This is a genomic window from Microbacterium sp. 71-36, from assembly GCF_001898305.1.
Taxonomy (GTDB): domain Bacteria; phylum Actinomycetota; class Actinomycetes; order Actinomycetales; family Microbacteriaceae; genus Microbacterium.
Window position 1 is genome coordinate 1,055,406 of record NZ_MKTP01000001.1, and the last position, 25,368, is coordinate 1,080,773.

The window sequence follows — 25,368 nt, forward strand, 5'->3', positions numbered from 1 at the left end:
GATGACCGACACCATCCTGGTCCTGCTCGAGACCGCTCCGACCGGCGGGCTCGCGAAGACCGCGGCCGGCCTGCTCGGCGCGGCGCGCGGGATCGGCTCCGCGGTCGCGCTGATCGTGGCCGACGGCGACGCCCGCGCGCTCTCCGACGAGGCGATCGGCGCGGGAGCCGAACGCGTCCTCGTCGCCCCCGGCGACCCCGCCGCCCTGACCGGACCCGTCGTCGACGCCCTCGACGCAGCGTTCGCGCAGGTCTCCCCCGTCGCGGTGCTCGTCCCGCACACGGTCGACGGGCGCGACGCCGCCGGACGGTTCGCCGCGCGTCGACGACTGCCCCTCGCGATGGATGCCGTGGGCCTCGAACGCGACGACCTCGGCGTCCTCGCCCGGCACTCGGTGTTCGGCGGCGGGTTCGACGTCACGTCCGGCGCGACCTTCGGGCCGCTCGTCGTCACCGTCCGCCCGGGCGCGATCGACGCGCGGGCGGAAGCCATCCCGGACGCCGTGGTCGAGACGCTCGCCGTGACCGCCTCAGACCTTCCGACGGCCCGCGTCGAGCACGTCGAGCCGATCGTGTCGGCCTCGGCGCGTCCGGAACTGCGCGGTGCCGCCGCCGTCGTCGCGGGCGGGCGGGGCCTCGGCTCGATCGAGGGGTTCGCGCTGGTGGAGCAGCTGGCCGACGCGCTGGGCGCCGCCGTGGGCGCGTCGCGGGCAGCCGTGGATGCCGGATATGTCGCCGCCGCGGCCCAGGTCGGGCAGACGGGGGTGTCGGTCTCGCCGCGGCTGTATGTGGCGCTCGGCATCAGCGGGGCAATCCAGCACCGTGCGGGCATGCAGACGGCGCAGACGATCATCGCGGTCAACAAGGACCCCGAGGCGCCGATCTTCGCCATCGCCGACCTCGGCATCGTCGGCGACGTGTTCACCGTGGTGCCCCAGGCGATCGCCGCGCTGGAAGCGAGGCGTTCGTGAGCAGCGTCGTGCGCCGGGGACTCCCCCGGGTCGCGGGCGGAGCACCGTGGCCGCCCCTCGACGACGACGTCGTCGGTGTCGACACCGCGCCGTCGCGCGGAGTTCGAGCCGGACACGCCGCTGCGGACGTGGCATCCACGGCGAGTCGGGCGGAGGGTCCGCAGGACGGCGGAGAGGCCCGCGCCGGAACGAGCCCACCGGCACTCGCCGAGGTCGCGGCGATGGCCACCGATGGCGCGGCCGCGTTCCCCGCGACGGCGGCTCCCGGCGTGCGGCGAGGCCTCCCCCGGGTGGCCGGAGGCGAGCCGTGGCCGCCCGCCTCCGTGCGCCCGCTCGTCGCGACGCCCGGGGAATCCCCCGGCGCCACGACCACGGCCGCGCACGAGCCCGCGCCGACGCCCCGCAGCACGGCCGCCGCTCCCCCGGCATCCGCCGACCCCGCGGCATCCGTCCCCGCGCCCACGGCCGCCGACCCCGCGGCATCCGTCCTGGCGCGCCCCCCGCTGCGCGGGCGGCGGACGGTCTTCCCCACCGTGTCCTCCGAGCGGTGGAGCGCTCTCCGGGCCGAGCGTCTCGGCCGCGAACGCCCCACGGAGGTCGAGGCCCCCCGGCGCACCGCGCTGCTCCTCGTCGGCGTCGTCGGGCTCGGAATCGCCGCGGGAATGCTCGTGCTGCTGACCCGCTGGCTCCTCAGCACACCGGCGGGCTCGGCGTTCCTCGCCGCCTACCCGGGCGAGTACCCGCTTCCCGCCGCCGCGCCCGTGGGTCTCCCCCCGTGGCTCGGGTGGCAGCACTTCCTCAACGTGTTCTTCCTCGTGCTGATCGTGCGCTCCGGCCTCCAAGTGCGACACCAGAAACGCCCCACCGCGTTCTGGTCGTCACGCCGCGATCCGAAGCGCAAGATCAGTCTGACCCTCTGGCTCCACCAGGCCCTCGACGTGCTCTGGATCACCAACGGCGTCGTGTTCCTCGTCCTGCTGTTCGCGACCGGCCAGTGGATGCGGATCGTCCCGACGTCGTGGGACGCGATCCCGAACGCCCTCAGCGCGGCCGCACAGTACGTGTCGCTGGACTGGCCGACGGAGAACGGATGGCTGAACTACAACGCGCTGCAGCAGCTCGCGTACTTCACGATCGTGTTCGTCGCCGCCCCGCTCGCGATCGTCACCGGGGTCCGTATGTCGGGGGTGTGGCCGCGCGAGGCGCCGCGCCTGAACCGCGCCTACCCCGTGGAGTGGGCGCGCGCCGTCCACTACCCCGTCATGCTCTTCTTCGTCGCGTTCACCGTCGTGCACGTCGGACTCGTGCTCGCCACGGGCGCACGACGCAACCTCGGTCACATGTACGCCGCACAGGACGGCGACGGATGGCTCGGGGTGGCGCTGTTCGCGGCGTCGATCGCGGTGATCGCCGCCGGATGGCTGGCCGCACGGCCGCTCGTGATCGCCCCGATCGCCCGCCTCTTCGGCAACGTCGGGACGCGCTGAAGCGAGCGACGGGCTGCCCGGACGCGTTCCGGGGTCAGGCGACGGTGAAGACGACCTCGACCTCGACCGGGCTGTCCAGCGGCAGGACGGGGACACCGACGGCGGAACGCGCGTGCGCCCCGGCTTCGCCGAAGACCTCACCGAGGAACTCGCTCGCCCCGTTGATGACGCCCGGCTGCCCGGTGAACTCGGGCACGGATGCCACGAACCCGGTGATCTTCAGGACACCGGTGATGTTGTCGACACCGCCGACGAGCGACGCGGCGGCCGCGAGGGCGTTGAGTGCGCTCTGCCGCGCGTAGGTCTTGGCATCCGCCGGCGACACGAGTCCGTCGCCCTCACCGACCTTGCCGGTGGCGGGGAGCGCACCCTGCACCATGGGGAGCTGACCGGAGGTGTACACGAGGTCGCCGTGGCGCTTGGCGGGGATGTAGGACGCCACCGGCGGGACGACGCCCGGGACCTCGACGCCCAGCGCCGCCAGACGCTCCGAGACGCTCACTGCTGACCCTCGAACTGGCGCGCGGCGGTCGCGGCGGCACCGAGACCGGCGTTGGCCTCACCGCCACCCACGGGACGCTTGAAGTACGCGACGAGGCCGCCCTCGGGGCCGGTCACGACCTGGACGAGCTCCCAGCCCTGCTTCCCCCAGTTGTTCAGGATCGCAGCGGTGTTGTGGATCAGTAGCGGCGTGGTGAGGTATTCCCACGTGGTCATCGGGGCTCCCGGCGGTTCGGCTCGGCGGTCGAGCGAGAGGGTGGACGCGTACGCGCGCGAGCGCACGCCTTCGAGGCATCGCCCAGCAACGTCGCTTAGCATCAAGCCTATGCCTGAGAACAAACGTACGGCCAGCGGCGCCCTCGGCGGCATCGTCGGCCTCGTCGGCCTGAGCGCAGCCGCCGGCCTCCTCGTGACCGCGGCAGTCACCCCGGCGATCGCCGTTTCGGGCCTGGCCGCGTCGAGTGCGATCACGATCTTCGACAACATGCCCAGCTACCTGCAGCCCGACAAGCTGATGCTGCCGACGACCCTCATGGCCGGCGACCAGGTCCTCGCGAAGTTCTACGACCAGAACCGTTCGCCGGTGACGTTCGATCAGATCAACCCGGTCATGTACGACGCGATCCTCTCGTCGGAAGACCCCCGCTACTACCAGCACGGCGGCGTCGACCTCATCGGCACCACGCGCGCGCTCCTCAGCAACGCCGCCGGCGGGGCGACCCAGGGTGGCTCCTCGATCAGCCAGCAGTACGTGAAGAACGTGCTCGTCCAGCGCTGCGAGCGCAGCGCCCGGGCCACCGACGCCGTCGAGGCCACCGACACCACCCCGGCGATCCCCGCGATGACGCGCGACGAAGCGCTGCAGAAGTGCGCGCTCGAGGCGATCCAGGCCGACGGCGTCGAGGGCTACCAGCGCAAGCTGCAGGAGATGCGCTACGCGGTGCAGCTCGAGAAGCAGTACACCAAGGACGAGATCCTCCTCGGCTACCTGAACATCGCCAACTTCGGTGGCGTGACCTACGGCATCGACGCCGCCGCCAAGCGGTACTTCAACGTGTCGGCCGCCGACCTCAACATCGGCCAGGCCGCGGTCCTCGCGGGCATGGTGCAGAACCCCAACCGCTTCCGCATCGATCTGCCCGACGGCTCCATCGTCGACGCCGACGGCGTCGCCTCCAACAAGCAGCCCGACGGCTCGATCGACGACGTCGGCCAGAGCACGATCCAGGCGCTGTACACGCTGCGCGACAACGGCGAGATCACGCAGGAGCAGCTCGTCACCGCCGCCGACGGGTACAGCGAGACGAAGGGGCGCCAGCTCTACGTCCTCAGCCGCATGGAGGACGACGGCAAGATCACGCACGAGCAGTTCGTCCAGTACGCGCTCGAGCCGATCACCCCGAACCTCACCACGACCTCTCAGGGGTGCGCGGTGTCGGCAGCGCCCTACTTCTGCCAGCTCGTCGTGTCCACGATCCTGAGCGACCCCGCCTTCGGCGCCGAGGACGACGATCGCGTCCAGGCCCTGCGTCAGGACGGACTCACCATCCAGACGACGCTCGACCTGCGGATGCAGGAGGCGGCGCAGAACGCCATGAACGACGTCGTGCCGTCCAGTGACGACCGGCTGAAGCTCGGTTCGACCGCGCTCAGCCTGGAAGCGAAGACCGGGCGCGTTCTGGCTGTCGCGCAGAACACGAAGTTCCCCGAGGATCCGACACAGTCGGAGAACGATTCGTCCTACAGCTCGATCGTGTTCGCCGGCAACAGCGACATCGGCGGCTCCATCGGCTTCAACGCAGGATCGACCTTCAAGATCTTCACCCTGGTCGACTGGCTCGAGAAGGGGAACTCCCTCAACGCACAGTTGAACGGGCGCCTGCAGCCGGTCCCCAACATGAAGAACTCGTGCACGGGCCCCTGGGTCAACACCGACCGGTACGAGATCGAGAACTTCGATCAGAATCCGGGCTACTACGGCACCCCCCTGCGCTTCACGAAGGAGTCATTGAACACGGGGTATCTGGCCATGGCTGCGCAGCTGGATCTGTGCGACATCGCCAACGTCGCGAAGAAGATGGGCGTCGGCACCACCGGCGACGGCAAAGAGATCAAGATGGCCAACGCCAACGAGGTCATCGGTAGCGACAACGTCTCGCCCCTGGCCATGGCCGGCGCCTTCGCCACGGTCGCCAACGGCGGGTCGCACTGCGAGCCGAAGCTCATCGACAAGGTGACGGATGCCGACGGCGCGGAGCGCCCGATCCCGCAGCGCACCTGCGAGACCGTCCTGACCCCCGAGGTCGCCGCCACCGCCGCGTACGCGCTCCAGGGCGTCATGACCGGCGGCGGAACCGGCCAGAACGCCAACCCGCAGGACGGTACCCCCGTGCTCGGCAAGACGGGCACGCACGAGGCGCACGAGACCTGGATGATCGAGTCGTCCACCAACGTCACGACCGCGGTCTGGGTCGGCAACTGGGACGGCGGCCAGGAGACGCTGTTCCGGAAGTACGCCAACGGATACCAGCTGAGCGACATGCGCTACGCGGTCGCCCGCCAGGTGCAGAGTGCTGCCGACGAGTTCTACGGCGGAGACCGGTTCCCCGACCCCGCGCAGAACCTCCTGCGCACGGTGACCAAGGACGTGCCGAACGTCGTGGGGCGCAGCATCGACGACGCCCGGTCGACGTTGCAGGGCGCAGGCTTCTCCGTGACGGTGGGCGACCCGGTCGACGCCGAGTTCGGGGGCGACCGCGTGGCCGCACAGAGCCCGAGCGGCTCGGCTCCGGCCGGCGCGTCCATCACGATCAACCCCGGTAACGGCCAGGGCGGCACGGTCCCCGACGTCTCCGGTCAGACCCTCAACGCGGCCCAGGCGGCACTCAAGTCGGCCGGCTACAACAACCTCTCGGTCAGCTGTAAAGAGGACGGTGGAGCCCCCGAAGAGGGTCGCGTGACGGCAACGAACCCCGCCGGCGGAACCTCCGCCAACAAGAGCACCGCGATCGTGCTCGACGTGGCGAAGAAGAAGTGCCAGTGACGCATCCCGTCGTGAAGGCCGCCCTCGCACCCCTCGGGGTCGCGGGGGCGGCGGCCGTCGGCGCCGCGGTCTGGGGCATGGGCGTCGAGCGCTACCTTTTCACCGTGCGCTACCACGCGCTCCGGGTGCTCCCCAAGGGATCGGATGCCGTGCGCATCCTGCACGTGTCCGACGCGCACATGGCGCCGTGGCAGCACCGCAAGCAGGAGTGGATGGCACGACTCGTCGAACTCGCGCCCGACCTGGTCGTGAACACCGGCGACAACCTCGGTCACCGCGACGGGCTGACCGGCATCCGGACCGCGTTCGCCCCGCTGCGCGGCGTGCCCGGCCTGGTCGTCCACGGGTCGAACGACTTCCAGGAGCCCTCGCCGCGCAATCCGCTGCGCTACTTCACGGGGCCCTCGAGCAACGTCCCCGACTACAAGCATCTCGACGTCGACGCGCTCGACCGCTTCTTCAGCGACGATCTCGGCTGGAGCATCCTCGACGACACCGCGGTCTCCGTCGACGTGAAGGGCCTGCGGGTCACCGCGTTCGGGGTCAACGACGCGCACCGCAACTGGGACAGGCCCGAGCTCATTCCGCCGGTGCTGTCCAGCCTGGATGCCGCCGACCTGACGCTCGGCGTGATGCACGCCCCGTACCGACGCACGCTCGACCGGTTCATCGATCTGGGCGCGGACGTCCTGCTGGCCGGCCACACGCACGGCGGGCAGGTGCGCGTCCCCTTCAGCCGCAAGGCGCTCGTCTCGAACTGCGACCTGCCGCTGGAACAGGCGCGGGGCCTCAGCGAGTGGACGCACGCCGGCCGGACCGTTCCGCTCAACGTCAGCGCCGGGCTCGGGCACTCCATCTACGCGCCGGTGCGCTTCGCCTGCCGCCCCGAGGCCACGCTGCTCACGTTGCTGCCACGCTGACGCCTTCTCCCCCGCTCTCGAAAGGGCCGATCCCTCCACGGATCGGCCCTTTCGTCGATCTCGGCGACCCACCGAAACCGCATGATCGAGTCTCCTCGACCGAAGGGACACTCGATGCACCACCCTCCCCCGCGCCGCCGCCGTCTGCTGCTGACCGCGCTCACCCTCGCCCTCGTCGCCGTCGTGGGCGTCCCCGCGCTCGCCGCCGCGCCCGCCCACGCCGCCGAACGCGGAACGGGTTTCGGCACCTGGGCTCCGCTGTCGTGGACGGGCTGGCACGGCTCCATGCGGGTCGGCGACGTCCACACCTACTGCATCCATCCGGGGCTTCCCGTGGCGACCGGAACGACGACCGATCACGGCGAGACATCGGACGTGAACGGCCTGACGCCCCAGCAGCTCGTCTCGATCAACCACCTCGTGACGACCTACGGGCAGACCGACGACCCGGTCCAGGCCGCCGGCGTCGGCTGGGCGGTGAAGGCGATCGTCGATCGCGACACGACTCTGCACTCGTGGGGCTACGAGGGCGACTCGCTCCGTGAGGCGATCGCCGACATCATGCGTCGCGCCAGCCCCGGGAACAGTGAGGCCGTGCAGGATCGCGCGGAACGTTATCTCGCGGAAGCACAGGCGATCCGCGTACCGCGGGTGGGGGGAACCCTCACCCTGACGGTCGACGCGAACGATCCGACACGCGGGACCGTCACGGCCGACGTCGATCCGGATGCCACCGGCGGCCTCCACCTCGAGGGAGCGGTCTTCGCCGACTCCGGTTCCGCCGACCGCACCGGTGTGACCCCGGGCGCGTCCTACCCGATCCTGGCCTCCCCGCCCGCGAACTCGGACGGTCGCCCCTACACGGTGCGCGCCCGTGGGGCGTTCACGGTGCGCGCGGCGGCCATCCGGTACTTCAGCACACCGGGTCAGCAGGAGTCCGCCGGCCCGGCCGGCCCGGTGCGCTTCGACCTCACCGCGGAAGACACGGCGGCACGCCCCGTCCGCTTCTCCCCCCGCATCCAGACGCACGCGCGGCTGGAGGACGGCCGCTTCGTCGACGAGGTTCAGTTCTCCTCCGGAGAGGGCGTCTGGCCCCGACTCGCAGACGGCACCTTCGTGCGCATCCGCGCCCGCGCCGACGTCTACCGCACCGGGGCGTTCCCGGCGGAATCCCCTGAGGTCCCCCGCGGCCTGCAGCCGGTGGCGCGTCTCGAACTCCTCACCGACCCCGCGATCGGTGCCGGGAACTACACCACCGCGACGGACGAGCCGCTCCCCGGGCCGGGGGTCTACACCGCCGTCTGGCGGATCGAACGCGCCGATCAGGATGCCGAGACCGTTCCACACCTTCCGGGGCGGTTCACGTGGGTCGAACGCTTCGCCACTCCGGCGCAGACGCAGCAGCTGGTCGCCCCGCCACCGCCCGCCGTCACCCCGACCCCGACCCCGACAGCGACCCCGGCGGCCGCTCCGTCGCCCACGCAGACGCCCCCGGCTGCCGCGCTCGCGGCCACGGGCGCGGCGACCGCCGGGCTGGCCACCGGCGGCACCCTCGCGGCGGTGGCGATGGCGGCCGGTCTCACCGCCCTTCTCGTGGCACGTCGCCGGCCGGGCGCTCGCGCCTGAGACGGCGCGACCGGGGCGTCGGGAATGCGCGGACCGCGGGGCGACGCGCCCGCCCGACGCCCCGGTTCGGAGCACGGTCGCGAACGGGGTAGACTTACAGGGTTGGCCACGGGGTGTGGCGCAGCTTGGTAGCGCGCGTCGTTCGGGACGACGAGGCCGCAGGTTCAAATCCTGTCACCCCGACCGCAGAGAGGCTCCCCCTTCGGGGGGAGCCTCTCGTGTACCGAGATACCGACCACACCGGCCGCTAGGAGCACCGTGCCCGATACCTCGCCCCGTCTCGTCGCCTTCGACCTCGACGACACCCTCGCCCCGTCGAAGACCGCGATCGACCCGCGCATGGGCGATCTGCTGCTGGCGCTCGCCGAGCGGGTCGAGGTCGCGATCATCTCCGGCGGTCAGCTGCAGCAGTTCAAGACCCAGGTCGTCGAGCGCCTCCCCGAGACCGAGGCGGCACTGCTGTCGCACCTGCACCTCATGCCCACGTGCGGCACGCAGTACTACCGCCTGAGCACCGACGGCATCGAGACGGTCTACGCGCACTCGCTCACCGACGACGAGAAGTCGCGCGCCCTCACCGCCGTCCGCGAAGAGGCCGAGCGGTTGGGCCTGTGGGAAGCCGAGCCCTGGGGCGAGATCCTCGAGGACCGCGGCTCCCAGATCACGTTCTCCGCCCTCGGCCAGAGCGCACCGCTCGACGCCAAGATGGCGTGGGACCCGACCGGCGAGAAGAAGAACAGCCTCCGCGAGGCGGTCGCCGCCCGCATCCCCGACCTGGAGGTGCGCTCGGGCGGGTCGACGTCGGTCGACATCACCCACCGCGGCATCGACAAGGCGTACGGCATGCGCAAGCTCGCCGAGGCCACCGGCATCGACCTCGACGACATGCTGTTCGTCGGCGACCGCCTCGACCCCGACGGCAACGACTACCCGGTGCTGGCCATGGGCGTCGAGTGCCACGCGGTGCACGGCTGGGAAGACACCGCCGACTACCTCGAGGCCCTCATCCCCACCCTGCCCGGGCGGGACTGACCCGCTCAGCCGCGATCGCGGCGCCGCGCCGACTCGGGGAACCCCCGGTTCTCAGAGGATCTTGCCGATCGGTTCGCGCTTCTCCGCCTGGAAGCGATCCTCGGTGCGCCCGTACGCCCAATAGCCCGACAGCGACACCTGCGCCCGGTCGAGCGCCCAGCCGGTGAAGAACACATCGCGCAGGGCCTTCATCGCCTCCCGCTCGCCGTGCGCGAAGACCTGACCGCGCCCGTCCGGCACCGGCCATGCGGAGACGGCCTCGACCAGGACGCGGGACGTCCCCGCAACGGCTGCACCGCGGTGCAGCCACACGACCTCGACGCCGTCGGGAACGACGAGCGCGATCTCGTCGTCCGGGCCGCCGGCCTCGAGGAACGCCGTTCCGCGCGCGTCGGCGCCCAGCGCTTCGAGCGCCGCCGCGATCGCCGGCAACGCCGACTCGTCTCCCGCGAACAGGTGCCACGATGCCGCGGGGTCGGGGGCATACGCACCGCCGGGCGAGGCGACGACCAGTCGGTCGCCCGGCTGAGCGCGAGCCGCCCAGGGGCCCGCGAGTCCTTCATCGCCGTGCACGACGAAGTCGATCGCCAGTTCGTCGCCCGCGACCTCGCGCACGGTGTACGTCCGCGTCACCGGCAGATCCTCCGGAGCGAGGCTCTCGCGCAACGCCACCATGTCGTACGGCGGCTCCAGGCCCAACTCGGGCTTGACGAAGGTGATCTTGACGTAGCGATCGGTGTGCGGGCTCTCGCGGAACGCGGTCAGATCGGCGCCGCGCGCACGGACGCGCACCAGGTGCGGCGTCAGCCGTTCGGTCGAGACGACCTCGAGCACGTGCTGGGGGCGCGGTGGGCGCGCGGGACGGTCACTCATGCGGCATCCATTCCGTTGACGTCTTCCCGAGCGCGCAGCACGTGCGCGACCTCGGCCGAATAACCCGCGATGTGGGCGCGGACGAGATCCCGCGCCGTGGCACCGTCACCCGCCTCCACGGCGGCGACGATACCCCGGTGTTCGGCGCGCAGCCGCGCCGACGTCGACTCCCAGTCGTCGAGCAGGGCCGCCCCGGCCTGGGTGTACGACTCGATCGAGCTGCGCAGCCCCGCCATCATCGCCGCGACCACCGCGTTGCCCGACGCCTCGGCGAGCGCCTGGTGGAAGCGGGCGTCGAGGGCGAGGAACTCCTCCCGACGCAGGGCGTCGGCGTCCATGGCATCCAGGATGCCGTCGACCTCGGCGAGGTCGGCTCCCGCGCCCGCGAGCGTCTCGGCGATGTCGGACTCGAGCACGATACGGGTGCGCACGACGTCGGCGAGCGGGAACCCGTTGGCCGCGACCTGGAGACGCAGGAAGGCGGCGAGCCCTCCGCGCGGCGTCGTCACGATCATCGCGCCCGAGGACGGCCCCGAGCCGGTGGCGGTGCGGACGACGCCGAGCACCTCGAGAACGCGGATCGCCTCCCGCACGCTGGAGCGGCCGACGCCGAGCTGGGCGGCGAGTTCGCGCTCCGGCGTCAGACGATCGCCCGGCGCGAGACGGCGCTCGCGCAGGTCACCCTCGATGCGCTCGAGCACGACCTGCCACGCACGCAGTTCGGAATCCGGCACGGCATCCCTTCCGACGACCGCAGGCCGGTGTGGCCTGACCACACCACCCTACGCGGGGCGCACTCCGGCGTCGGCGGGGGTTGCGTACCCGGCGGGGTTGCGGGTCTGCCAGTTCCAGTAGTCGCGGCACGCATCGTCGATCTCGAGACGCGTCCGCCAGCCGAGCACCTCGGCCGCCTTGGCCGGGTCGCAGTAGGTCGCCGCCACATCGCCCGGGCGACGATCGAGGATCTTCTTCGGGAGGTCGTGCCCGACCGCCTTCTCGAACGACGAGATGAGCTCGAGCACGCTGACCGGACGACCGGTGCCGAGGTTGAACACCTGGTGCCCGGGCTGCGCCTGCTCGAGAGCCACGACGTGCCCCTCGGCGAGGTCGACGACGTGGATGTAGTCGCGCAGGCCCGTGCCGTCGGGAGTGTCGTAGTCCGCGCCGAAGACACCGATCTCGTCGAGCGAGCCGATCGCGACACGCGAGACGAACGGCATGAGGTTGTTCGGGATGCCGGCGGGGTCTTCGCCGATGAGCCCGGACGGGTGCGCACCCACCGGGTTGAAGTACCGCAGCACCGTGACGTTGAGGTCGGGGTTCACGCGGGCGACGTCGGCGAGAACGACCTCGTTCATGCGCTTGGACTTGCTGTACGCGTTCGACAGGTCGATGCTCGTGGTCGACTCCTCCGTGAACGGCAGGTCGGCCGGGTCGGAGTACACCGTTCCGGTGCTGGAGAACACGAACGAGCGGATGCCGCGGGCGATACCGACCCGCAGCAGCGCGAACGTGGTGTCGAGGTTGTTGGAGTAGTACTCCAACGGCTTCTGCGTGGACTCCCCCACGGCCTTGAAGGCGGCGAGGTGGATGATCGCGTCGATCGGGCCGTACTGGTCGAACACGGCGGCGACGACCGCGTCGTCGGCCGCGTCGCCCACGACGAGCGGGGCCGGCTTGCCGGTGATCTTCTCCACGCGCTCGGCGGCGATCGCGTGCGTGCCCGACAGGTCGTCCAGCAGGACGACGTCGTGGCCGGACTCCAGGAGGGCGACGGCCGTGTGTGTTCCGATGTAACCGGCACCGCCGGCCAGAAGTACGCGCATGTCTCCAGGCTATCGGCCCCGGAGGACGGGGACCGCCGCGTCAGCGTCCGTCGAGCCGACCGCCGGACTCGCGCAGGTAGCACGAGGCGCACATCGACTCGTACGTCACTTCGCCCGAGATCTGCGCCTCGTCGATGGCCACCTGATCGCCGTCGAAGACGAAGCGCCCGCCGACCAGACGAGCGTTGAACAGTGCTTTCCGTCCGCACCGGCAGATGGTCTTGAGCTCTTCGAGGCTGTGCGCGATCTCGAGCAGACGCGCCGACCCCGGGAACGCCTCGGTGCGGAAATCGGTGCGGATGCCGTAGGCGAGCACCGGGATGCCGTCGAGCACCGCGATGCGGAGCAGATCGTCGACCTGGCCCGCGGTGAAGAACTGCGCCTCGTCGACGAGGAGGCAGGCCACCGGCGCCTTCCCGGCGGCTTCGTGGAAGACGGCGCGCAAGTCGTCGTCGGGCCCGACGAGGAAGTCGACCGGGCGGCTGACACCCAGGCGACTGTCGATCTGGTCGGCGCCCTTGGTGTCGATCTCGGGCTTGGCCAGAAGGACCCGCTGCCCCCGCTCCTCGTAGTTGTACGCCGCCTGCAGGAGCGCCGTCGACTTGCCGGAGTTCATCGCTCCGTAGCGGAAGTACAGCTTCGCCATGGATGCGTCAGGCGTTGATCGCGAGCGCCTGGGCCGTGGCATCCAGTTCTGCGCGCGCCGCATCGGGACGCGTGTTCAGCGTCTCGCCGTAGCTGGGGATGAGCTGCCGGAGGCGGGGCTCCCACTCGGGCATGCGCTCGGGGAAGCACGTCTTGATCAGGCCGAGCATGATCGAGACGGCGGTCGAGGCCCCCGGCGAGGCGCCGAGGAGGCCCGCGATGGAGTGGTCGGCCGAGGTCACGACCTCGGTGCCGAACTGCAGCACGCCGCCCTTGTCCTTGTCGCGCTTCATCACCTGCGCGCGCTGGCCGGCGTCGAGCAGCTCCCAGTCCTCGGCCCTCGCGGTGGGCATGAACTCGCGGAGGCTGTCGACCTTCTTCGCGTGGGTCTTCAACAGCTCGCTGACGAGGTACTTGATGAGGCCGGGGTTGTCGACCGCGACCTTCAGCATCGGGAAGAGGTTGTGCGGCCGCACCTGGGTGACGATGTCGAGCATCGACCCGTTCTTGAGGAACTTCGGGCTGAAGGTCGCGAACGGTCCGAACAGGAGCGAGGTCTCGCCGTCGACGACACGGGTGTCGAGGTGCGGCACCGACATCGGGGGCGCGCCCACCGACGCCTGCGAGTACACCTTGGCCTTGTGCTGCGCGACGATCGCCGGGTTCGAGGTCTTCAGCCACTGCCCGCCGATCGGGAACACGCCGTAGCCCTTGATCTCGTCGATGCGCGAACGCTGCAGGAGCTTCAGCGCCCAGCCGCCCGCGCCGACGAAGACAAACTTCGCGGTGATCGTGCCGGGCGTGTGACCGATCGTGTGGCGGTAGGTGACGTCCCACCGTCCGTCCTTGCGCTTCTTGAGCTTCTTGACCTCGTGGTTGGTCACGACCTCGACGCCCTTCTCACGGAGTCCCGCGAAGAGCTGGCGCGTGAGCGACCCGAAGTCGACGTCGGTGCCCGCGGGCACACGCGTGGCCGCGAACGGCTCACCCTTGCGGCGCTTCTGCATGAGCAGCGGCGCCCACTGGTTGATGACGCGCGAGTCCTCGCTGTACTCGATGCCGGCGAACAGCGGCTGCTGCTTCAACACCTCGTAGCGCTTGCGGAGGTACGCGACGTCCTTCTCGCCCCGCACGAACGTCATGTGCGGGGTGGGGTTGATGAACGTGGAGGGCTCGTCGAGGACGCCCTCCGACACCAGCGAGGCCCAGAACTGACGGCTCTGCTGGAACTGCTCGTTGATCGCGACGGCCTTCGACGGGTCGAGAGTGCCGCCGGGGTTGTCGGGCATGTAGTTGAGCTCGCAGAGCGCCGCGTGCCCGGTGCCGGCGTTGTTCCACGCGTTCGAGCTCTCCTGCGCGACGTCGCTCAGTCGCTCCAGCACCGCGATCTTCAGATCGGGCTGCAGATCCTTCAGCATCGTGCCGAGGGTGGCGGACATGATGCCGCCTCCGATGAGGAGAACGTCGACGTTTTCGGTCACCCGTCGATTCTAGGTGCGGGCTGCGAGGTGTCTCGACATCGAGAGATTCGACGGTTCGATATCGAGACAACCCCGGCCCGGTGGCATCCCGGATGCCGCGGATCAGGCGCGGGCGGAGAGCTCCTGAGCGACGAGCTCCGCGATCTGCACGGCGTTCAGCGCGGCGCCCTTGCGGAGGTTGTCGTTGCTGATGAACAGCACGAGGCCCTTGCCCTCGGGAGCGGACTGGTCGGCGCGGATGCGGCCCACGTAGCTCGGGTCGGTGCCGGCGGCCTGGAGCGGCGTCGGAACCTCCTCGAGGCGGACGCCGGGGGCGGTGGCGAGCAGCTCCCGCGCCCGCTCGGGCGTGATGTCCCGCGCGAACTCGGCGTTGATGCTCAGCGAGTGACCGGTGAAGACGGGGACGCGCACGCACGTGCCGGCGACGCGCAGGTCGGGCAGCTCGAGGATCTTGCGGCTCTCGTTGCGCAGCTTCTTCTCTTCGTCGGTCTCGTTGAGGCCGTCGTCGACGAGGTTGCCGGCGAAGGGGATGACGTCGAAGGCGATCGGGGCGACGTACTTCTCCGGCTGGGGGAAGTCCAGCGCGGAGCCGTCGCGGACGAGCCGTTCGACGTCGCCCTGCGCGAGCACGCCCTCGACCTGACCGAGCAGCTCCTGCGCTCCGGCGAGGCCGGAGCCCGAGACCGCCTGGTACGTGCTGACGATGAGACGCTCGAGACCGGCCTCGGCGTCGAGCACCTTCAGCACGGGCATCGCGGCCATCGTGGTGCAGTTGGGGTTCGCGACGATGCCCTTCTTCGCCTCGGCGATCGCGTGCGGGTTGACCTCGCTGACGACCAGCGGCACCTCGGGGTCCATACGCCAGGCGCTGGAGTTGTCGATGACGAGCGCGCCGGCCTCGGCGAACCGCGGGGCGTGCGCCCGCGAGCCGGTGGCGCCGGCCGAGAAGAGCGCGACGTCGATGCCCGACGGGTCGGCGGTGGCGACGTCTTCGACGATGACCGAGTGTCCGCCGAAGTCCAGCGACGTACCCGCCGAACGGGCCGTGGCGAACAGGCGCAGCTCGCGGATCGGGAACGAGCGCTCGCCCAGGATCTCCAGCATGACGGAGCCGACCTGGCCGGTGGCGCCGACGACGGCGAGCGAGATTCCGGAATCGGAGATGCGGGTCATGCGAGTACCTCGGGTGTTCGTGGGTGAAGTCCAGATTCTAGCGGTCCGCGACACGCCGATCCGGACTCATGTCAGGGCGGCCGCGCCGAAGGACACTCCGAACTGCACGCACCACAGATCGACCGAGCGGAACACCGTCAGATCGGCATCCGCGGGGATGTCGTACAACTGGTCGCCGAGGTTGCCCTTGATCGGGCCGAGGTCGATGCGGTCGTAGTCCGCGGCGGTGTACCAGCCGTCTCTGCCCTCCACCACCGGACCGGCGCTGAGCCACACGTGCACGTCCGGACCGTTCGTCGTCTGAAGACCGACGAGCGCGAGCTGGCGGGAGCCGTCGGGGTTCTCGATGACACGCACCGCGCCGCTGGTCTCGTGCTCGTGGCTGATGAGCGATCCGGTGAGCAGATCCACCGGGCCGGCGGGCGGCGCGGGCGTGACCACATCCACGGGCTCCGGCGCGACGGACGCGGCCGCCGGTGACGCGACGGGCGTCGCCGCCGCCGGGATCTCATCGTCCACGCGCACGTCGACGAAGAGCAACCAGGGCTGGAACACGAGCCCGGCGATCACCGCGGCGACGAGCACTGCTCCGCCGCCGATCCACCACCACCGGTGGCGTCGAACAGTCCTCGAGCGTGGCATCGCGCGTCCTTTCCCCCGCCCGGGCGAAAGATAGCGCGCACCCCTTCGAACGCGCTGAGAACCCGTCAGCGGCCGGTGCCGGCGTGGACGGTCGCCTCGGCGTCGCCGTCCAGACCGTAGGCGGTGTGCACGAGTCGGGCCGCCTCGGCGAGGTCGACGCCACGGACGACGACCGAGATGCGGATCTCGGAGGTCGAGATCATCTCGATGTTCACGCCCGCGAGGCTCAGCGCCTCGAACAGCGTCGCGGAGACACCGGAGTGCGTGCGCATGCCCGCGCCCACGACCGAGAGCTTGCCGATCTGGTCGTCGTGCACGAGGCTCTCGAACCCGACCTCGCTCTGCTCGGCGGCGAGCGCCTTGAGCGCCTGGGCGGCATCGGTCTTGGGGAGCGTGAAGGAGATGTCGGTGCGGCCCGTGGCGGCGGCAGAGACGTTCTGCACGATCATGTCGACGTTCGCGCCGGACTTCGCGACGATCTTGAAGATGTCGGCGGCCTTGCCGGGGACGTCGGGCACGCCGATGACGGTGATCTTGGCCTGGCTGAGGTCGGTGGCGACGCCGGCGACGATGGGCTCTTCCATGGCTTCTCTTTCGGGGACGAGTGCGGAGGTCTTCGAGGCGTCGAGCACCCACGTGCCCTCGCCCGAGCTGAACGTGGAGCGGGCGTGGATGAGCACGCCGTGACGGCGGGCGTACTCGACGGCGCGGATGTAGAGCACCTTCGCGCCGTTGGCGGCGAGCTCGAGCATCTCTTCGCTGCCGACGCGGTCGAGCTTGCGGGCGAGCGGCACGACGCGCGGGTCGGCGGTGAAGATGCCGTCGACGTCGCTGTAGATCTCGCACACGTCGGCGTTCAGGGCGGCGGCGAGCGCGACGGCGGTCGTGTCGGAGCCGCCGCGGCCGAGGGTCGTGATGTCGCGGGTGTCGCGGTTGAAGCCCTGGAAGCCGGCGACGATGACGATGGCGCCCTCGTCGAGCGCTTCGCGCAGGCGCACGGGCGTCACATCGACGATGCGGGCGGCGCCGTGGGTGGCATCCGTGATCATGCCCGCCTGGCTGCCGGTGAACGAGCGCGCCTCGAAGCCCATCGAGTGGATCGCCATCGCGAGCAGCGCCATCGAGATGCGCTCACCGCTGGAGAGCAGCATGTCGAGCTCGCGCGGCGCGGGGATCGGGGCGACCTGCCCCGCGAGGTCGAGCAGCTCATCGGTCGTGTCGCCCATGGCGCTGACGGCGACGACGACCTCGTGGCCGGCGCGGCGGGTGTCGACGATGCGCTTGGCGACGCGCTTGATGCTCTCGGCGTCGGCGACGGACGAACCGCCGTACTTCTGGACGATCAGCGCCATAAGAGGAACTCCCGGGAGGGTCGGGCGTCGGGATGCCACGACGGGGCGCTCGGATGCCACGCCCGAGGGTTCATCTTAGAGGCGCCCGCATGCCGCCGCTGCCATGCGGCGGGCACGGAGGCGTGCGCGGATAGGATCGTCGCGTTCCACCCCTCCCCCCGAGAGCGACCCGGATGCCCCCCACCCCCGCTCGATGGCTGTCGTCGTTGCGCCGTCTCGTCCACGCCGAGGACGCCCTCGCCCCCGAGACGCAGCTCATCGCCGTCATCGACGAGACGCTCGCCACCCGCATCCTGGATCTCGCCATCCGCATCGGCGAGACGATGCTCGTGGTCGGAGCCTCCGCGAGCGACGTGACCGCGACGATCGTGCGGGTGAGCCGCGCGTACGGTCTGGACCCCGTCCACGTCGACGTCACGTACAACTCGGTCACGATCGCGCACAGCCTTCCCGGCGCGGCGCACCCCACCACCCTCCTGCGCGTCGTGCGCGGATCGGTGCCGGACCACGCCAAGCTGCAGCGTCTGCAGGCCCTCGTCGCCGAGGTCTCCGACGGCCTCGACCTGGACACGGCGATCGCCCGCTGCCGCGCGATCCGGCGCCTGCCGTTCCGGTACCGGCCCGCGGCCATCGTCGTCGCGCAGGCCACGCTCGCGCTCGGCGTCGCCGTGATGTTCGGGGCGAACTGGCTCGCCCTCGCACTGTCGTTCACGGCCGCAGCCCTCGCCGCGACGACGCAGCACCTGCTCGCGAAGGCCCGCGTACCGTACTTCTTCGCGCAGATCGCCGGGGGGTTCGTCCTGACCGTCGTCGCCGCCGTCTCCCCGTTGCTCCGGTACACCGGACTCGACGCGGCCGAGACGATCCGCCCGTCGGTGATCGTGGCATCCGGGATCGTCCTGATGCTCGCCGGACTCACCGTGGTGGGCGCGGCCCAGGATGCCATCGACGGCTTCGCCCTCACTGCCACCGGGCGCATCCTCGAACTCACGACGCAGACGCTGGGAGTCGTGCTGGGGATCCTCGCGGGGTTGGAGACCGTGCGGGTGGTGGGGCTGGGGATGTCGGCCCCGTCGATGGCCCTGCCGCTCGGGCCGCTCCCCCTGCAGTTCGTCGGGGCTGCCGTCATCGCGATCGCCGTGGCGATCTACAACGGCGCCGGTGCCCGCATCGTGCTCGTCAGCGCGGGGCTGAGTCTCGTCGCGTGGGTCGGGTACACGGGCGCGTCGGCGATCGGGTTCGAGGTGGCCGCGGCCAGCGGTGTGGGGGCGTTCGTCGGCAGCTTCGTCGGCATCGTCCTGGCCTACCGGCTGCACGTGCCGTCGGTCGCGGTCACGACCGCCGCGATCCTGCCGATGGTCCCGGGGGCGGCGGTCTTCCGCGGGCTGCTCGGCGTCGTCGAGTCCGGCGATGACGCCGCCGTGCTCATGACCGGCGTCACGACGCTCGCGGGCGCCGCGACGATCGGCATCGCGCTCGCCGTCGGCGCCTCGCTCGGCATCTACCTCGGTCAACCCGTGCGCGCGACGCTCTCCGGTGTCGTGCGATCCCGGGCGCGGGCGCGGCGGTAACGGGTCCGGCGCCGCGGCGCCCGCGGGCCGGGCGCCGCGCCCTCCCCGTGACGGCCGCGGCCGGCGGGTCAGCGCCCGATGAGCGTGAGCGTCAGTGTCGAGCGGTACGAGCCGATGGGAGTGTCCTTCGGGACGCGCAGGCTCAACCCGGTGTCCAGGGTCGCGCCCGCGAGGGCGGTCGACGTGCCGGGTTCCCCGGTGGCGAGGATCGCCGGGTAGACCGCGGAACCCGCCGCCTGTCCGGCCGTCAGGGCGACGCCCGCGGGGAGCGAGACCTGTTCGGGCTCGTATCCGAGCGCCCCGGCGCCGAACGACACCGCCGGATCGGCGACGGCCACGAAGTCAGCCACGCTGATCTGCAGGCTCCAGCCCGACAACGTCTCGCGGTCGTCGGTGACCGTGAAGCGTCCGAGGGCCTTCGCGGCCGAGGTCACCTCCCGGCGCAGGTCGCCGAAGTCGACCGACGGCGAAGCGGGCGCCGAGAGCTGGAACAACCCGGATGCCGTGATGGTGGCGACGAGATCGCCCGTCGCGCGGTGTGGGAATCCCCCCGCGGGGACGGTCACCGTGTTCCACGCGACGACGGTGCCGTCACTCTGCGCGAGGTACACCGCCACCTCGGTGCCCGGGGTCACGGACGAGGGCAGCGTGAGCACGGCCGCACCCGCGGAGTCCAGGGCCGCCTGGCCGAGCGACGCGGTCGGGGAGAACGTCCCCGCCCGCAGGGTCGCCCCGCCCCAGGTCGCCCCGGCGTCGACCTCGACGCGCGGTCCGCCGTCGACGAGCGACACGGTCAAGGTGCGGCGGGCCTCGGTGAGGTCGGCGCGCGAAACGACACCGGCCCGCTTGTCGGAGGCCGGAGGCACCGGCGCCCGGCGCAGAAGCTCGTTGTCGGTGGCGGTGTCGCCCGCGACGAAGGTCGGATTGGCGCATGATGCCAGGTCGAGCGGTCCCGAGGAGCCCGGGATCGACGCGACCTTCGCGGAGACGATCTGCGCGAGCGGGAGAGGCAGCGCCGCGTAGCCGAGGGCAGGGGCGCTGCGTTGCCCCTCGCACGCGGCGTACGAGACGAAACGCGCGAGCGTCCGGCCCTTGTCGGTCGTGAAGATGCGGTTCGTCTGCGTCGGCACGATCATGTACGACGTCGACGAGATCGGGTAGGCACGCGGATCCGTGCTGCGGCGCACGCCGGAGAGGTCGAGGGTGCCGTCGTCGTGGGGCGCCCCGCCCAGCAGGGCGATCGAGACCGCGTCGGGCGTCGGAGCGACGTAATAGCCGGCGTCGTTGAGCACCTTGGCGACGGGGAAGCCCGACTTCATCGCGTACGAGTACTCGACGTACGTGATCGCGCCCTCCCCGTAGCTCTGACTCACGTACCCCGCGACGCCCAGCGACCCGCTCTGGCCCTTGAACGAGGAGGTGATCTGCGGGAACTGCGACCTCTCCCCCGCGGTCCACAGGCTCGGGTACCGATCCGCCATCCACGCGGTGATCTGCGCGCTCGTACCCGAGGCGTCCGAGCGGTGGACCGGGGTGATCGGACGATCCGGCATCGTCAGGGTCGGGTTGTCGGCCTGGATCGCGGGGTCGTTCCATTTCGCTATCCGCCCCGAGAAGATCCTCGCGACGACCTCGCCCGACAGGCGGAGATCCGTGACACGACGGCCGTCGATCTTCAGGTTGTACATCAACGCCGTGCCCCCGGCCACCAGCGGTACGTAGGTGTAGGCCGACGTCGGCGACTCGGGTGGGGAGCCGTCCTCCGGAGCGTTCTGGAACGGGAACTCGCTGACGGCGAAGTCGACCGTCTGGCCGATGAAGTCCCGGCGGCCCGCGGACGAGCCGGTACCCGAGTAGTTCACCGTCATCCCGAGATCCTGCGCGACGTCCCTGCGCCACACGTCGAGGGCGTTCTGCGACCACGTCGACCCCGAACCGCTGATCGGCGTGAAGGTCTCGGCGTGGGCCGGGGACGGGACCGCCGCGGCCACCACGAGCGCCGCGGCGACGACCAGGGCTCGTCGAACCCGGCGGTTCATCCGAATCGACCGTTGACGTAGTCGTAGGTCCGCGGGTCGATCGGGGAATCGAACATCGCCTCGGTGTCTCCGTGCTCGACGATGTGCCCGGGCTGCCCCTGGGATGCCAGGAAGAACGCGCACTGCTGCGACACGCGCTGCGCCTGCTGCATGTTGTGCGTGACGATGACGATCGTCAGCTCCTTCTGGAGCTCTCCCATCGTCTCCTCGATGACCCGCGTCGAGGTCGGGTCGAGCGCGGAACACGGCTCGTCCATGAGCAGCACCTTGGGCTTGATCGCGAGCGACCGTGCGATGCACAGACGCTGCTGCTGGCCACCGGAGAGGCCTCCGCCGGGCGCCCGCAGGCGGTCCTTCACCTCCCTCCACAGGCCCGCCGAGGTGAGCGAGCGCTCGACGAGGTGGTCCTTCTCGTCGCGCGAGGCGCGCATGCCGGTGAGCTTCAGCCCCGCGATGACGTTGTCGTAGATCGACATGGCCGGGAAGGGATTGGGCTTCTGGAACACCATGCCGATGTCTTTGCGGGCATCGATCAGACGGTGCCCCGAGTCGTAGATGTCGTCGCCGTCCAGCCGCACCTCGCCGGCGAGCGACGCGGACGGCACCAGCTCATGCATGCGGTTGAGGATGCGCAGGAAGGTCGACTTGCCGCAGCCGGAGGGGCCGATCAGCGCAGTGACCTGACCGGCGGGCATCGTCAGGGAGACGTCCAGAAGCACCTGGTGGTCGCCGAACCACGCCGAGATCGAGCGGGCGTCGAGCTCCGACAGGCCCGGGGCGTCCACCGGGGAGCGCTCGGCCTCGGCGAGACGCTCCGCGGTCGCCGACGCCCCGCCGAGGAGCGACACCGATGATGTGCGCACCGACGCCGCGGGGACCGAGTAGCCCGCCGAGGTCGTCGCGTACGCACCGGGGATCGGCGACGCGATCCCGGCAGCCCCGGGAGCCAGGATGACGCTGGTGACCTCGTCGGCCCCGGACGTGGGCACCTCCTCGCCGCGACGGCCGAAGAACGCCCCGCGCCGCAGGCGGCGGTGGGAGATTCCCAGGCCGGCGCGGGTGGCATCCGGAGCCTCCTCCACGACGGGAGCGACCGTGGTGGTCTGCCCCGCCGGAGCGGCATCCAGGTCCTGCAGCAGAGCCACGTCGTCGGCGCTGAGCACGTCGGTCATGAACGGGTCGGCGGTGGGAGCGCCCGCGTGGGCGTCGGCGCCTTCGAGGTCGGGATCGCGGCGGTCGGTCATGTGCGGCTTTCGGATCAGAGGAGGTTCGGGAGGAGGCGGGTGAGCTGGTCGGAGACGAACACGCTCGCCAGAAGGAGGACGGGGGCGAAGACGATCCACGTCTTCTGCCATCCGACGCGTCGGTACGACCACACGGCGACGAACTCGGCGACCACCAGGAACTGCAGGGCGAACACCAGCGCCCACACGGTGGTGAGGTCGGTCGCCATCGCCTGCGCCTCACGGGGCAGCGACATCGTCGTCGTCTGTCGCGCGCCGCGCGGCTGCGCGTCGGTGGTGAGCTTGGCATCCACGTACGCCACGCCGGTCGGCAGATAGGGGGCCCCGCGGGCCGTCATCAGGATCAGTCGGCTCTCGCCCCGCGCGGGTGCGGGCGGCGTGGGGTCTCCGGCGTAACGAACGCCGAGCACCTCGAAGGTCTGCTCGCCCTGCCCGGTGCGCACCGTGAAGCTCTCACCCGGCTGCAGGGACTGCAGGCGGGCGAAGGGCCCGCCGAACGACGCCGCACGGGCCATCACCACGCTCACCCCCGCCTGCCCCGGCAGCACGGTGTCGCGGCGATGACCGGGGCCGAGCCGGAGCTCCTCCGACGTCGTGCCCTCGACGATGACCTCCTGAACGCCCAGTTGCGGGATCGAGAGGAGACCCACGGGAGCACCGTCAGCGAGGAGACGGTCGTCGAAATCGCCCTCGCTCACCGGCGCCGTCCCCGCCGCGAGCTGGGCGCGGAACGTGTCGATGAGCTGCTGCTGCGCCGAGAAATGCACGATGTGGCTGACCACGAGCACGTTCGCCAGGAACGCCAGGACGAGGATCGCGAGAGAGGCGGCCGCGCCTCGGATGAACACCTTCACCGGTCCCAGCGGTTCGTACTGGGGCCGGCGTCTCGGCGCGCGCCGTGGCGGGGGCGGCGGCGCGACGGGGGCCGGACGTTGCTCGATCGTCATGCCGCAGCCACCGGCGCGGGGGCGGGCGAGAGCGCGGACCGCAGCACGCGCACCAGGACGTACGTCAGGGCGAGCAGGACGACGATGAGCACGAGGAGCCACGGGAAGAGGAGGACGAGCGCGTCACGTGTGACGGGCGTCAAGGCCGTGCCGTCCACGGATTCCGGCGGCGTGAGCGTGACGTAGGTCGACAGGAGCGTCCACTGGCCGCCGTTGTGGAGCTGGGCCGACACCACGCGCGTCTCGCCCGGCTGCAACGCGGCCACCGGAACGTCCTTCACCTCATCCAGACGGTTGGTGAAGATCGACCCGTCCATCCAGAACGAGGCGGTCGCATCGATGACGCTCTGGGAGGCGTTGCGCACGGTGAACCACACGTCGACGGTTCCGTCCGCCGGATCCAGCGCCGGCGTCCCCGACGCGTTGATGCCGCCGATGTAGAGCATCCCCGCGACGTTCACCTCGCCGGTCGTGGAGCCGGACCCCGCCGGCGTGCCCGAGCCGGCGGGAGAACCGCCGCCCGTCGACGCGCCGGAACCGGATCCGCCGGTGGATCCCGTCGATCCCGGACGGGCGGACGGCCCCGGGGCCGGGACGACCGCGGACGGCGAGACGCTGGCGGTCGGGCTCGGAGTGGGGGTCGCGGTGCTGCCGTCGGTGACGTTCACGCTCAGCGGGGTGCCGGTGGACGCATCCTCGGCCGAGGCCGGACCGGCGGACAACACCACGAGGGCGGCGAGACCGACCGCCCCGAGGATGTGGGCGCGCCGTCTGCTCATCGTGCGGCCCCGTGGAGGTCGGCGGACTGCTCGGCTTCCTCGGCGGCCGCCCGCTGCATGTACTCGACCCATTCCTGTGCCCGCGCTTCGTCGCGGCGACGGCGCCAGCGCACGAGGAGGACGACGCCGACGATGAGCACGATCAGGATCAGGACCGTCCACGGCGTGGCGAAGACGACGGTGTCACGCGACACGGCGGTCACCGGAAGCTGCAGCGTGGCATCCTGCGACTCCACGAACGGGTTCAGGGTGGTCCCGGGATTCAGGTAGAACCATTGGCCCACCCCATCGACGGTGAAGTCGTAGGACGCGGTGTTACCCGGGAGCAGCACCGGGATGCTGCCCCCGCGGTCGCCCGTGGCCGGGATGCCGAGCCACGTGCGCACGCCCGTGGTGATGTTCGCCGCCAGCGCCACATTGCCGGGGTTGGTGACGGTGTAGCGCATGCGGATGCTGCCGCCGAAAGGGTTCCACCAGTCTCCCTCGTACGCGGCGGAGTAGCTCGTGATCGACAGCTGCGGCTGCAGGTCGCCCGAGACCCGAGCGAAGATCGACGTCGCGACTCGGCGGTCGAGACTGACCTGCTGCCCTTCCTCGATCACCGAGGCGACGAGACCGCCGACGTGATCGCCGGGGGTGGCGTCGGCGGGCACCTCCATCGTGAACGGGAGCAGACGCACTTCGTTCGGCTCGAGAGAGAACTGGATGCGGTCGGTGCCGTTGTCGAAACGCACCCACGCGCCCACCGAGGTGGGAACATCCGCGGTGGGGAGCAGCGAGAAGGTGCCGTCCTGACCGTTGAAGGCGTCCGTCGCGTAGACGGTGAAGTCCTGGCGCTCGGTTCCCGTGTTCCCGACCAGGACCTGATCGGCGACGCTCTGCCCGGGATCCGAGCTGTAGCTGAAGCGCGTTCGTCCGTCAGGCCGCCCGTCGGAACCGGCGGGACGAGTGGCGACACCGATGGTCGCCGCGGTGGCGGCGTCGCCGTCTTCGGCGACGGCGGCGGGGGCGGCGACGAGGGTCGCGGCGATCCCGGCAACGACGAGGGCCGCGGCGCAGAGCGCCGAGAGCACGCGACGCGACGCCGGGCGTGAGGTCGAGGAGAGCACGATATATCTCCGCAGATGAGTGCGACGGAGGTGTGTCGCGAAGGTGAACGAGGGCTGTTCGGAGCGGACACGGCGAGTGTCACGGCACCAGGGGGAACGCACCTGCGG

22 protein-coding genes and 1 tRNA gene are annotated in these 25,368 nt (G+C 71.0%); 8 read left to right on the forward strand and 15 right to left on the reverse strand.

Features of this window, described 5'->3' with window-relative positions; translation table 11 throughout:
* The first annotated feature begins 1 nt into the window (after nucleotide 1).
* Both BGO45_RS05220 and BGO45_RS05225 read left to right on the forward strand, forming a co-directional pair.
* Nucleotides 2-970 carry an electron transfer flavoprotein subunit alpha/FixB family protein gene (locus BGO45_RS05220; RefSeq protein WP_292691515.1) on the forward strand — a complete coding sequence of 323 codons (969 nt, stop codon included), beginning with the start codon at nucleotides 2-4 and terminating at the stop codon, nucleotides 968-970.
* Nucleotides 967-2,457, forward strand: a complete 1,491-nt coding sequence (locus tag BGO45_RS05225) for a cytochrome b/b6 domain-containing protein (protein ID WP_292691516.1) — start codon at nucleotides 967-969, stop codon at nucleotides 2,455-2,457. The genes BGO45_RS05220 and BGO45_RS05225 overlap by 4 nt, the downstream gene beginning before the upstream one ends.
* A gap of 34 nt (nucleotides 2,458-2,491) precedes the next feature.
* On the opposite strand, the gene BGO45_RS05230 is transcribed toward BGO45_RS05225, so the two are convergent.
* On the reverse strand, nucleotides 2,492-2,959 hold the full coding sequence (locus BGO45_RS05230) for a RidA family protein (protein ID WP_292691518.1): 468 nt from the start codon (nucleotides 2,957-2,959) through the stop codon (nucleotides 2,492-2,494).
* The gene (locus tag BGO45_RS05235) at nucleotides 2,956-3,174 is read right to left on the reverse strand and encodes a hypothetical protein (protein WP_026095616.1); all 219 of its coding nucleotides are present in this window, start codon (nucleotides 3,172-3,174) and stop codon (nucleotides 2,956-2,958) included. The genes BGO45_RS05230 and BGO45_RS05235 overlap by 4 nt, the downstream gene beginning before the upstream one ends.
* Before the next feature lie 109 nt (nucleotides 3,175-3,283).
* On the opposite strand from BGO45_RS05235, the gene BGO45_RS05240 reads away from it, so the two are divergent.
* The 5 genes from BGO45_RS05240 (at nucleotide 3,284) to BGO45_RS05260 (ending at nucleotide 9,579) form a co-directional block, all read left to right on the forward strand.
* Entirely contained in the window at nucleotides 3,284-6,001 is a 2,718-nt protein-coding gene (locus BGO45_RS05240) for a transglycosylase domain-containing protein (protein WP_292691522.1), read from the forward strand.
* Nucleotides 5,998-6,921, forward strand: a complete 924-nt coding sequence (locus BGO45_RS05245; protein ID WP_292691524.1) for a metallophosphoesterase — start codon at nucleotides 5,998-6,000, stop codon at nucleotides 6,919-6,921. The genes BGO45_RS05240 and BGO45_RS05245 overlap by 4 nt, the downstream gene beginning before the upstream one ends.
* A 114-nt stretch (nucleotides 6,922-7,035) precedes the next feature.
* On the forward strand, nucleotides 7,036-8,547 hold the full coding sequence (locus BGO45_RS05250; protein ID WP_292691526.1) for a hypothetical protein: 1,512 nt from the start codon (nucleotides 7,036-7,038) through the stop codon (nucleotides 8,545-8,547).
* 109 nt (nucleotides 8,548-8,656) lie between these two features.
* Nucleotides 8,657-8,730, forward strand: a tRNA-Pro gene (locus BGO45_RS05255).
* Nucleotides 8,731-8,805: 75 nt separating this feature from the next.
* Complete coding sequence (locus BGO45_RS05260) at nucleotides 8,806-9,579, forward strand: HAD-IIB family hydrolase (protein WP_292691528.1); 774 nt, start codon at nucleotides 8,806-8,808, stop codon at nucleotides 9,577-9,579.
* A 51-nt stretch (nucleotides 9,580-9,630) separates the two neighbouring features.
* Here the strand turns inward: BGO45_RS05260 and BGO45_RS05265 are convergent, their stop codons facing one another.
* From BGO45_RS05265 to BGO45_RS05300, 8 genes are all read right to left on the reverse strand, one after another.
* On the reverse strand, nucleotides 9,631-10,452 hold the full coding sequence (locus tag BGO45_RS05265; RefSeq protein WP_292691530.1) for a siderophore-interacting protein: 822 nt from the start codon (nucleotides 10,450-10,452) through the stop codon (nucleotides 9,631-9,633).
* A complete protein-coding gene (locus BGO45_RS05270; RefSeq protein ID WP_292691532.1) occupies nucleotides 10,449-11,186 on the reverse strand; it encodes a FadR/GntR family transcriptional regulator in 738 nt (245 codons plus the stop codon). Before BGO45_RS05270 ends, BGO45_RS05265 begins: the two co-directional genes overlap by 4 nt.
* Nucleotides 11,187-11,234: 48 nt before the next feature.
* Nucleotides 11,235-12,278, reverse strand: a complete 1,044-nt coding sequence (gene galE / locus BGO45_RS05275) for a UDP-glucose 4-epimerase GalE (RefSeq protein WP_292691534.1) — start codon at nucleotides 12,276-12,278, stop codon at nucleotides 11,235-11,237.
* Nucleotides 12,279-12,318: 40 nt separating this feature from the next.
* Nucleotides 12,319-12,924 (reverse strand): thymidine kinase, encoded by a 606-nt coding sequence (locus tag BGO45_RS05280; RefSeq protein ID WP_292691536.1) that lies wholly within the window; start codon nucleotides 12,922-12,924, stop codon nucleotides 12,319-12,321.
* A 7-nt stretch (nucleotides 12,925-12,931) separates the two neighbouring features.
* Nucleotides 12,932-14,404, reverse strand: a complete 1,473-nt coding sequence (locus BGO45_RS05285) for a malate:quinone oxidoreductase (protein WP_292691538.1) — start codon at nucleotides 14,402-14,404, stop codon at nucleotides 12,932-12,934.
* 102 nt (nucleotides 14,405-14,506) lie between these two features.
* The gene (locus BGO45_RS05290; protein WP_292691540.1) at nucleotides 14,507-15,577 is read right to left on the reverse strand and encodes an aspartate-semialdehyde dehydrogenase; all 1,071 of its coding nucleotides are present in this window, start codon (nucleotides 15,575-15,577) and stop codon (nucleotides 14,507-14,509) included.
* A 66-nt stretch (nucleotides 15,578-15,643) separates the two neighbouring features.
* Nucleotides 15,644-16,219, reverse strand: a complete 576-nt coding sequence (locus BGO45_RS05295) for a DM13 domain-containing protein (protein ID WP_292691542.1) — start codon at nucleotides 16,217-16,219, stop codon at nucleotides 15,644-15,646.
* 65 nt (nucleotides 16,220-16,284) lie between these two features.
* Nucleotides 16,285-17,571 (reverse strand): aspartate kinase, encoded by a 1,287-nt coding sequence (locus BGO45_RS05300; RefSeq protein WP_076494759.1) that lies wholly within the window; start codon nucleotides 17,569-17,571, stop codon nucleotides 16,285-16,287.
* Nucleotides 17,572-17,744: 173 nt separating this feature from the next.
* On the opposite strand from BGO45_RS05300, the gene BGO45_RS05305 reads away from it, so the two are divergent.
* Complete coding sequence (locus BGO45_RS05305) at nucleotides 17,745-19,142, forward strand: threonine/serine exporter ThrE family protein (RefSeq protein WP_292691544.1); 1,398 nt, start codon at nucleotides 17,745-17,747, stop codon at nucleotides 19,140-19,142.
* A gap of 68 nt (nucleotides 19,143-19,210) precedes the next feature.
* Here BGO45_RS05305 and pstS read toward each other — a convergent pair whose 3' ends face one another.
* From pstS to BGO45_RS05330, 5 genes are all read right to left on the reverse strand, one after another.
* A complete protein-coding gene (gene pstS / locus BGO45_RS05310; protein WP_292691546.1) occupies nucleotides 19,211-21,181 on the reverse strand; it encodes a phosphate ABC transporter substrate-binding protein PstS in 1,971 nt (656 codons plus the stop codon).
* Nucleotides 21,178-21,927, reverse strand: a complete 750-nt coding sequence (locus BGO45_RS05315; RefSeq protein WP_298577680.1) for a phosphate ABC transporter ATP-binding protein — start codon at nucleotides 21,925-21,927, stop codon at nucleotides 21,178-21,180. Before BGO45_RS05315 ends, pstS begins: the two co-directional genes overlap by 4 nt.
* 512 nt (nucleotides 21,928-22,439) lie before the next feature.
* Nucleotides 22,440-23,279 carry a sortase gene (locus BGO45_RS05320; RefSeq protein ID WP_292691548.1) on the reverse strand — a complete coding sequence of 280 codons (840 nt, stop codon included), beginning with the start codon at nucleotides 23,277-23,279 and terminating at the stop codon, nucleotides 22,440-22,442.
* Between the two features lie 89 nt (nucleotides 23,280-23,368).
* Nucleotides 23,369-24,151, reverse strand: a complete 783-nt coding sequence (locus BGO45_RS05325) for a hypothetical protein (protein ID WP_292691550.1) — start codon at nucleotides 24,149-24,151, stop codon at nucleotides 23,369-23,371.
* Nucleotides 24,148-25,260 carry a hypothetical protein gene (locus BGO45_RS05330; protein ID WP_292691552.1) on the reverse strand — a complete coding sequence of 371 codons (1,113 nt, stop codon included), beginning with the start codon at nucleotides 25,258-25,260 and terminating at the stop codon, nucleotides 24,148-24,150. Before BGO45_RS05330 ends, BGO45_RS05325 begins: the two co-directional genes overlap by 4 nt.
* Between the last annotated feature and the right edge of the window lie 108 nt (nucleotides 25,261-25,368).